The sequence below is a fragment of the Ruegeria sp. HKCCD9138 genome, assembly GCF_057220975.1.
Window position 1 is genome coordinate 215,921 of sequence record NZ_JBWVAZ010000007.1, and the last position, 8,963, is coordinate 224,883.

Here is an 8,963-nt window from a genome sequence, read left to right on the forward strand (position 1 = left end):
CCCTTGCGATACGCAAAAGGACAAATCATGCTGGAAATCAAGAACCTGCACGTCAAACTTGAGGAAGAAGAAAAGGAAATCCTCAAAGGCGTAGACCTGACCGTCGAGGCCGGCAAGGTACATGCGATCATGGGGCCGAACGGGTCGGGAAAATCGACACTCAGCTATGTGCTGTCGGGACGCGATGGGTACGAGGTGACTGCCGGCTCGGCCTCTCTGGATGGCGAAGACTTGCTGGAGCAGGAGCCGGAAGAACGTGCGGCTGCTGGTCTTTTCCTCGCGTTCCAGTATCCGGTCGAAATACCCGGTGTCGGCAACATGACCTTCCTGCGCACGGCCGTGAACGCGCAGCGCAAGGCCAGGGGCGAAGAGGAGTTGTCGGCGGCGGATTTCCTGAAAGTCATTCGCGCCAAGGCGAAATCGCTGAAGATCGACGCTGATATGCTCAAGCGCCCGGTCAATGTAGGCTTTTCCGGCGGCGAGAAAAAGCGCAACGAAATTCTGCAGATGGCCGTGCTTGAGCCGAAGATGTGCATCCTGGACGAGACGGACTCGGGCCTTGATGTGGACGCCATGAAGCTGGTGGCCGAAGGCGTGAACGCGCTGCGGGATGAAGGGCGCAGCTTTCTGGTGATCACTCACTATCAGCGTCTGCTGGACCACATCCAACCGGATGTTGTTCATATCATGGCAGACGGTCGCATCGTTAAATCCGGTGGTCCCGATCTTGCACTTGAAGTTGAAAACAACGGTTATGCCGACATTCTTGCCGAGGTGAACTGATGGCGCTGGCTCAAGCAAAACAACCCGCGACGGAAGAGCGGCTTGCCTCTCTGAGCATGCCTGATGCCGGTTGCACGCGCACAGCGCGCGAAGCGGCACTGATGCGCGTTCGGGAACTCGGATTGCCCGGACGGCGGGACGAGTATTGGAAATACACCCGGCCGGATACCTTGATTTCGCCTGATGCGCAATCTGCGGCCGTTTTCCAGACAGACGAACCCATGATGTTTCATGAGTTCGACCGGTTGAAGATCGTCTTTGTCGATGGCGTATTCAGCCCCGAAGAATCGGATAATCTGGAGATGGAAGGCGTTACTATCGACCGGCTTGAGGATATCTGTTGCAAGGACATCCATTGGGCCAAAGAGTTGTACGGCGTTCTTGAAGCAAAGGGGCAGTCCCCTGTTCCGCGCCCGCTGGCGGCACTGAATACCGCCTTTGCATCGGATGGCGTGGCGATAAACGTGACCGGAAAGCCGTCCAAACCGATCAGCCTGATCTACCGCCATGCGTCGGAAACGTCAGACGCGATTTTGCACCACGTCATCCGAGTCGAGACCGGGGCGGAGGTGACGATCCTGGAAAACGGCCCGGCCGCGTCCCGCTTCAACAAGTGCATGGAGATCGACATCGCGGACGGTGGCACCTTGCACCATATCCGCGCGCAGGGACGGGACCATCAACGCCGCGCCGCGACCCACATGTTCACGCGTATGGGGACCGAGTCGGTATACAAATCGTTCACTCTGACCGTGAACGGCGTTCTGACACGCAACGAACAGGTCGTGGAACTTACCGGAGATAACGCTGTCGCTCATATCGCGGGCGCATGTGTCGGCGATGGCGAGTTTCACCACGATGATACGGTTTTCGTGACCCATGATGCGGTGAACTGCGAAAGCAGGCAGGTGTTCAAGAAGGTGCTGCGCAACGGGGCGACCGGAGTGTTCCAGGGCAAGATTCTGGTGAAGGAAGGTGCTCAGAAAACCGACGGATACCAGATCAGTCAATCGTTGCTTCTGGATGATGACAGCCAATTCCTGGCAAAGCCGGAGCTGGAGATCTACGCAGACGACGTTGCGTGTTCGCATGGCTCAACATCCGGTGCGATTGACGAAACGGCGTTGTTCTATCTCCGCTCGCGCGGGGTGCCGGCAGAAGATGCAACGGACATGCTGACGCTGGCATTCCTGGCTGAGGCTGTGGATGAGATCGAAGACCAGGCCCTGGCGGATGTCATCGTGTCCCGTCTGCAAGAATGGCTGGCACGCCGTCGCTGATGCCCGTGACATCGGATATCGTGGCCACGTATCGCGGCCCGGGACGCGTTGTGCGCCGTCTGCTGGATATGGGGCAGCGGGAAGACCGTGCATTGGCGATTGTGATGTCATTCTGCGTCATCGCATTCATCGCTCAACTGCCCGGGCTTGCTCGCAGGGCTCACGTCGAGGGATTGGACCTTAGCATGCAGATGGGTGGGGCCCTGCTTGGCTCGATCATCATTCTGCCTTTGCTTTTTTACTGTCTGGCCTGGCTCTCACATCTGGTTTCAAAAGTGTTTGGTGGCGGTGGTTCGTCCTACGGGGCACGTCTGGCTCTGTTCTGGGCACTTCTGGCATCGACACCTCTTGTGCTTCTGAACGGCCTTGTTGCCGGGTTTATCGGCAAGGGTGCGGCACTGAACCTAGTTGGCATCGCGTGGGTGGCTGTGTTCGTGTGGTTTTGGATATCCGGTCTCATTCAGGCGGAAGGTCGCAATTCATGACAACATCCGCCCTGCGCAGCCTGGCCGTGTTGACGGTCGCCAATCCGGCTGAGGCCGCCCGACAAGTTCTGGCGAACTGCCCTGGTCGCGACGTATTGTGGCTGGCCTTCAGCCTTGCGGTTGTTCTGAATACGTTGGTCCAGTCGGCTTCCGGTCTTGTCTTTCCGGTCATCGACCCGGACCTTCAGTACTTGTCGGAACCGGTATGGTATATTCTGATCACCACGGCCGGAGCGCTGATGCTGAGCATTGGTGCGTTTTTCTTGATCGGCCGTCTGTTTGGCGGCAAGGGGTCTTTCGACGGGGTCATGGCGCTTTTGATCTGGTTGCAGTATCTGCAGGTTGCAGCCCAGGTCATTATCTTTTTCCTGGCGCTGGCCCTTCCGCCGATGCTGCGCCCACTCATCCTGGCGATGAGCCTGTTCAGCCTTTACATCACATTGCATTTTCTCAATCAGGCGCATCAGTTCGGATCATTGGGAAAGTCTTTTCTGGTGATATTGGTTTCGGGTCTCGCGGCCATTCCATTCGTCCTTCTGTTGACCCCAAGCGGGCCGGAATAGGGAATACAGTCTATGTACGATGTGCAGAAAATCCGCTCTGACTTTCCGATCCTGTCACGGCAGGTGAACGGGAAGCCTTTGACCTATCTGGACAATGGCGCGTCGGCGCAGAAGCCTCAGGTGGTGATCGATGCGGTGACGCAAGCCTATGCGCATGAATACTCCAATGTTCATCGTGGTCTGCACTACCTTTCGAACCTAGCAACCGAGAAATACGAGGCTGTCCGCGGTACGGTTGCGCGGTTCCTGGGCGTTCCGAACGAGGACGAGATCGTTTTGAATTCAGGTACGACCGAAGGGATCAATCTGGTCGCCTATGGTTGGGCCATGCCGCGCATGCAGGCCGGTGACGAGATTGTTCTGAGCGTAATGGAACATCACGCCAACATTGTTCCCTGGCATTTTTTGCGCGAACGTCAGGGTATTGTCTTGAAATGGGTCGACGTGGATGCTGCCGGGCACCTTGATCCGCAAGCAGTGATCGACGCGATCGGCCCGAAAACCAAACTGGTGGCCGTAACTCAGTGCTCCAACGTCCTGGGAACGGTGGTCGATGTCAAAACCATAACCGAAGGTGCCCACGCCAAGGGCGTGCCCGTTCTGGTGGATGGAAGCCAGGGTGCCGTGCACATGCCGGTGAACCTTCGGGATATCGGATGCGATTTTTATGCCATCACCGGTCACAAACTGTACGGCCCGTCCGGATCAGGCGCGATTTACATCAAGTCCGAACGGATGGCCGAGATGCGCCCGTTCATTGGCGGCGGCGACATGATCAAGGAAGTCTCAAAGGATCAGGTGATCTATAACGACCCGCCCATGAAGTTCGAGGCTGGAACGCCAGGTATTGTGCAGACCATCGGCTTGGGCGCAGCTTTAGAATACATGATGGATCTTGGAATGGATTCCATTGCCGCGCATGAAGCGGGTTTGCGGGACTATGCGATGCAGCGTCTGACCGGCCTCAACTGGTTGCAGGTTCAGGGCACGACCGCCAACAAGGCCGCCATATTCAGCTTCACTCTGGACGGGGCCGGACACGCGCACGACGTCTCGACGATTCTGGACAAAAAAGGGGTTGCCGTGCGGGCAGGGCATCATTGTGCCGGACCTTTGATGGATCACCTCGGGGTGACCGCCACATGCCGCGCGAGCTTTGGTCTGTATAACACGACGGACGAGGTGGACACGCTGGTTGACGCACTGGAACTGGCGCATGATCTGTTCGCGTAAATGGGCCTAAAGGTGCGATTGCAGTGCGGATTTGCAGTTGCACCCACTCCGGAACGAGGGTAGCTAACCCTCAAGGCACCTGTAGCTCAGCTGGATAGAGCGCTGCCCTCCGAAGGCAGAGGCCAGAGGTTCGAATCCTCTCAGGTGCGCCATATCAATTAACATAGTATAACAAATACAATGAGTTAGTTTGTTATTGCGCTCTGTTAGGTGACACATTAGGTGACACATGGCAGCAAGTTGGTTCAAAATCGGCCCAATCAGTATGAAGATAAAATACGTAGAGTGGCGTAGGGACACAGCCTACTATCGCCGTCGAATTCCGTCCGACCTACAGAATAGATACGATGGGAAGGCCCATCTGTTTTTCTCGCTCAAGACTGACAACCCTGCATTGGCAGCAAAGCGGTCACTCGAAGAGACTTGGCGCATCGACAGAGAGTGGAGCCTGTTGAGGTCGAAGGGGCAGTCAGACCTTCAGACTAGAGAAGAGGGAATGGCGGTATTGCGAAAGTATGGTCTGAAGCCGGGTCAAGCCGTCGAATACGACAAATACGACATCGAGCCGGATGAGTTTGTAAATGAACTCCTCGCTCACTCTCACGACCCGTACGGAAACAACCCCGGTATCGTGAAGGAACGCCTACCAGCAAGCCTTAGGATGGCAGCTGAGTTGTTTTATGCTGAAGGTGATGAACTGAATAAACTCACTTGCCCCAGCTTCTCTGAAGCTATCGTGAAGCACCTGTACTTTCATCCAAGACGGGCGTCAGACCCTCAGTTTGACCGAGCCACACAAAGGTTCATAAAGGTCAATGGAGACATGCCAATAGATCAGTTTCGGCGGGAACACGGGAACGCCTACGTTAAGGACCTGCTTGGCAGCGGTGTGAAAAAGGCCACCATAAAAAGGTATCTCGCTCAGGTGAGGCCGGTATTCAAGACGGCTATCTTCGAACTCGAAGTCGAAATGAATAACCCACTAGAGAAACTGCAAATACCGGAATCCGAAAGGGATTTTGAACAAACAAAGAACCCGTTCACAGTTGAACAGATTATGTCAATTCAGAAACGATGTATGAAGGTCAACGATGAGCGTAGGTGGTTGATTGCAGCCCTAAGCGATACTGGTGCGAGACTGTCTGAGATTGCCGGATTACTTCGGAGTGATGTCCATTTGGAAGCACCGATACCGTATGTCTGCATCGCGGCAAATAGCGTTAGAGAAGTCAAAAACGACGGATCAGCTAGGAAGGTCCCCTTAGTTGGTGCGGCTTTATGGGGTGTGAAGCAAGCTATGGCTGCGTCAGAAGAGGATTATCTTTTTCCTCTGGTCACTAGGCATGGTGACTACGACAAAAATGCAACCTCAGCCGCGTTGAACAAATGGCTAACACAACAGGGACTCAGAGGTGAAAAGCAAAGTATGCATAGCCTAAGGCATTCGATGAAAGACAGACTAAGAAATACAGGCTGTCCAAAGGATATTCATGACAGGATCGGGGGCTGGAAGACTTACGGTGTAGGGGAATCCTACGGATTAGGACATGAGCTCTCGGTTCTTCACAATCATCTACTGCATATGATCGAATGCGAGAAGCCAAGTGCAGTGAGTTCAATGAAATTGGTTTAAGTAAACAGAAATGAAAGACGACAAGTACACTGCAGAGAAATTCAAACCAGACTTTGAACCTGAAGAACTGAGGGCAGCAAAAATGGCCCCCTTGGTGATGCTTCCCTTTTCGGACGAAGCTCATACGGCTGTTGATGCGTTACTTGATCAGACTGTTTCGTTTCAAAGAGGGCAGGGAAGAAGAAAAAGAGGTCTCAAAGCTGAAGTAGCTCTATCGTTGAAAGCTACGATCGCTGCTCTTATTGGCGACTTGCTCGAAGCATCACTGAACACAGAGTCAAATGGTTACTGTTGGAGATTGGGGGACAGAACCAAATTCAAAGTCACTTTGGCTACCAGCAGGCACTATGAAACCCTAAAGAAAGAATGGCCTCTAATGGGGCTGATGGATGTCGTTGATGGCTTCAGAGGTAGTGACGATTGGGATGGGGAGATATACCACCCAAACACTCCGAACAAACGATGGGCTACACGACTTAGGGCAACGCCCGTTTTGCTGAGTAAACTCGAAGACTTCGGCATCAGCCCAGCAACGCTGTCTCTGCATTTCAGAACGGAGCAGAAAAAGTCCCAACCGATCAGTCTCAGAGCAACAAAGGCAAGAGATCAGACTAAGACGAAAAACATCCAATACGCAAAAACGCCACTGACGGACGCACTTGAATCTGATGTTCGGGAAATCAATGAGTTTTTGAGTGAGTGGGAATACAGCTTTGGTGCTCCACCTGTGCTGTATCGTCTATTCAACAATGGGGATACCGAGGACTACCAATGGGATATGGGTGGCAGGTTTTATGGCTCTGATTCCACCTACATCAATTGGAAATCTGAGAACCGGAAAGGTATCCAGATTGGTGGTGAAGCAACAGCTGAAATTGACATTAAAGCCTGTCAACTAACCATGCTACATGGATTGTTCGGTTTCGATTATGACGTTGGGGTTGACCTGTATGAGATCGATGGTTTTGACCGCGACGAAGTCAAACGGACAGTGCACACTATTGTTGGCAATGGAAGGGTAAGCGGTAGACGCAACCCAGTCCAAATAAAACTTTTGGAGCAATATCCCTTTTTGAATGATCTTGAGGCTCGTGGGTTAAACTCGCTGAGACTGCAAGCTATGGACTCGAATATTATGAACCAAACCCTGCTCACATTGAAACGGCAACACAACATTCCAGCTCTTCCAATCCATGACTGTTTGATCGTTCGCGCACGGGATATTGGTACTGCTGAAGAAGTGTTCAGCGAAGTATTTGATGAGCATATTGGTGTTAAGCCAACCTTAGAGATGAAACTTCAATGAAGAAGTATCCTCAATAGATACTGAGACTAATACCTTATCTGATTCAATTACTTACTGCTCCTATGTGTAAGATTTGGTTTTGCCATACGACGTGTATTAGATTGTTTGTAGTCTACTTCTAAAATGCTAACGATAGATACCATAATGTCCTACCTTACGGGTTACTATGAACGCTAAGGCCGTCGTTGGATGGCTCGGAGTGTTTGTCAAGTTTGCGTAGCTTTGAGATTCCTTTATTCATCAATAGAATCGACGAGATGCTTGGCTTCATTGGATCAATCCAAAGGAGTAATACAGGGCCGTTTGCTTCTTTCTGGTAGGGGAAGGCCAAGCGGTCGCAATGGACCGCTCTACGGGGCTCTAAGAGGCTCTCAGAGGGCCTTTAGGTCAGTAGACACTGGGCTTAATTTTAACTTGATATCAATTGGTTGGTAGTTGCTTTTGAAGCATGATTTCAACCTTCGACTTTTAGGGCGTCAATAAAAGCTCTTGAGATTTCATCAGACAACTTCTTAGTGCCTTGTATACTTGTCGGATTGCTTCTCGACCGAAATAGGATTGTGCAGCCATTACTGTTCGCACAAAGCGGGCTTTAGCCGCACGGTTCATCAAGGTCTGCTGTGCGGACTTAGCTGCCGTTCCGCCTTAGTGCTATGTTCCCTTAGCTAGTCGGTGGTCCTGACTAATTGTACCTGAAAAGCATCGAACACTCCTATCAGTTCCGTCGTAGACCCGACGTTATAGTGGTGAGTGAAGATTTCGTCGCCTGACGCCATATCCAAGACCTCGCAAAATGCAGTGCCTTGTTCCCAATAGGTTAGCCGACCAATGGCTGAAAAACCCTCACACTCAATATATACCGACGAGTTTGACGTCGGCTTACAAATCACCAGTTTGGGATTTGGCAACACGGGTAGCAGTTGATGTCTGGCAAGTTCTGAAAACTGTTCGATAGAAGGTGTCATCAAATTCACAAAGCCATAATCTGAACGTTGCAGCCATCTTGTTGCCGGTTTGGCCGACCGTCAATGCGTGAGTAGGCATTGAACACGTCGCTGTTTCGTCTTATCTGCACCGGGCTAAAACCGGTCATCTGACAGTTTCGGTTGGTCTACACGGCTCGAATGTCGGCAAAGCGGACAAAGAAGACGTTCTAAATTTTGGTATAGCCACTTGCACCAAGACGTTTGACCGCTGAATACCTGAGTCGCAGATAGGCTAAAATACCGCTTAGTTCGCTCTCAATGTCGATATCAGTAGGACACTGCAGAATACTCACTTCGGAGACGTCGTCCATATAGCTTCGTGCTGTAATCAGTGTGCCGGTATGTTCAAAGGTGTACAGCAAGTAATTGTAAAAGTATGAACATTCCCCGGTCTCTGGATCAAGGTCAGTATCAACGAGATGCTCAACTTTGCTTGGCAACTGTTCACTAGGACCAATCACAATATGTGTTCCTTCTTCTCGATACCCAAAGGTGCTGCTGGCGGTGCTTCAATGCTCAACCAATGCCATTTCTCTGCAGAAGCATCAATCGAGCATCTTGGCAGGTGTGGGCTCAAAGCTGTCATCCGCATTGTTTGGTCGCTCATCAGGTCTTCAAACGTCGACTGTCGGACTTGAGCGGACATCTATCCTCAATGAATGTCGTTCTGGTGTGCAGGAACTCTTGGCACATC

9 protein-coding genes and 1 tRNA gene are annotated in these 8,963 nt (G+C 52.0%); 9 read left to right on the plus strand and 1 reads right to left on the minus strand.

From position 1 onward, the window contains the following. Nucleotides 1-27: 27 nt before the first annotated feature. The 8 genes from sufC (at nucleotide 28) to AC2TEL_RS14020 (ending at nucleotide 7,283) form a co-directional block, all read left to right on the plus strand. Entirely contained in the window at nucleotides 28-783 is a 756-nt protein-coding gene (gene sufC, locus AC2TEL_RS13985; RefSeq protein ID WP_480839825.1) for a Fe-S cluster assembly ATPase SufC, read from the plus strand. Then, nucleotides 783-2,063: a Fe-S cluster assembly protein SufD gene (sufD, locus tag AC2TEL_RS13990; protein WP_480904616.1), complete on the plus strand. Its 1,281-nt coding sequence runs from the start codon at nucleotides 783-785 to the stop codon at nucleotides 2,061-2,063. Before sufC ends, sufD begins: the two co-directional genes overlap by 1 nt. Continuing rightward, nucleotides 2,063-2,548 carry a YIP1 family protein gene (locus AC2TEL_RS13995; protein ID WP_480839821.1) on the plus strand — a complete coding sequence of 162 codons (486 nt, stop codon included), beginning with the start codon at nucleotides 2,063-2,065 and terminating at the stop codon, nucleotides 2,546-2,548. Before sufD ends, AC2TEL_RS13995 begins: the two co-directional genes overlap by 1 nt. Beyond that, nucleotides 2,545-3,111: a Yip1 family protein gene (locus tag AC2TEL_RS14000; RefSeq protein WP_480904619.1), complete on the plus strand. Its 567-nt coding sequence runs from the start codon at nucleotides 2,545-2,547 to the stop codon at nucleotides 3,109-3,111. Before AC2TEL_RS13995 ends, AC2TEL_RS14000 begins: the two co-directional genes overlap by 4 nt. 12 nt (nucleotides 3,112-3,123) lie before the next feature. Beyond that, nucleotides 3,124-4,344 (plus strand): cysteine desulfurase, encoded by a 1,221-nt coding sequence (locus AC2TEL_RS14005; RefSeq protein WP_480904622.1) that lies wholly within the window; start codon nucleotides 3,124-3,126, stop codon nucleotides 4,342-4,344. Between the two features lie 75 nt (nucleotides 4,345-4,419). Then, a tRNA-Arg gene (locus AC2TEL_RS14010) sits at nucleotides 4,420-4,496 on the plus strand. 113 nt (nucleotides 4,497-4,609) lie between these two features. After that, the gene (locus AC2TEL_RS14015; RefSeq protein WP_480904625.1) at nucleotides 4,610-5,977 is read left to right on the plus strand and encodes a tyrosine-type recombinase/integrase; all 1,368 of its coding nucleotides are present in this window, start codon (nucleotides 4,610-4,612) and stop codon (nucleotides 5,975-5,977) included. 10 nt (nucleotides 5,978-5,987) lie between these two features. After that, nucleotides 5,988-7,283 (plus strand): hypothetical protein, encoded by a 1,296-nt coding sequence (locus tag AC2TEL_RS14020; RefSeq protein WP_480904627.1) that lies wholly within the window; start codon nucleotides 5,988-5,990, stop codon nucleotides 7,281-7,283. Between the two features lie 665 nt (nucleotides 7,284-7,948). Here AC2TEL_RS14020 and AC2TEL_RS14025 read toward each other — a convergent pair. Continuing rightward, a complete protein-coding gene (locus AC2TEL_RS14025) occupies nucleotides 7,949-8,248 on the minus strand; it encodes an immunity protein TriTu family protein (protein WP_480839809.1) in 300 nt (99 codons plus the stop codon). A gap of 513 nt (nucleotides 8,249-8,761) precedes the next feature. On the opposite strand from AC2TEL_RS14025, the gene AC2TEL_RS14030 reads away from it, so the two are divergent. Continuing rightward, the coding region (locus AC2TEL_RS14030) for a hypothetical protein (protein ID WP_480904630.1) at nucleotides 8,762-8,963 on the plus strand (202 nt) is incomplete at its 3' end.

Coding starts and splice junctions, on each gene's coding strand:
- AC2TEL_RS14025 (WP_480839809.1), bottom strand. CDS start 8,248: ATGACACCTTCTATCGAACAGTTTTCAGAACTTGCCAGACATCAACTG.
- AC2TEL_RS14000 (WP_480904619.1), top strand. CDS start 2,545: ATGACAACATCCGCCCTGCGCAGCCTGGCCGTGTTGACGGTCGCCAAT.
- sufC (WP_480839825.1), top strand. CDS start 28: ATGCTGGAAATCAAGAACCTGCACGTCAAACTTGAGGAAGAAGAAAAG.
- AC2TEL_RS14005 (WP_480904622.1), top strand. CDS start 3,124: ATGTACGATGTGCAGAAAATCCGCTCTGACTTTCCGATCCTGTCACGG.
- AC2TEL_RS13995 (WP_480839821.1), top strand. CDS start 2,063: ATGCCCGTGACATCGGATATCGTGGCCACGTATCGCGGCCCGGGACGC.
- AC2TEL_RS14015 (WP_480904625.1), top strand. CDS start 4,610: ATGAAGATAAAATACGTAGAGTGGCGTAGGGACACAGCCTACTATCGC.
- AC2TEL_RS14020 (WP_480904627.1), top strand. CDS start 5,988: ATGAAAGACGACAAGTACACTGCAGAGAAATTCAAACCAGACTTTGAA.
- sufD (WP_480904616.1), top strand. CDS start 783: ATGGCGCTGGCTCAAGCAAAACAACCCGCGACGGAAGAGCGGCTTGCC.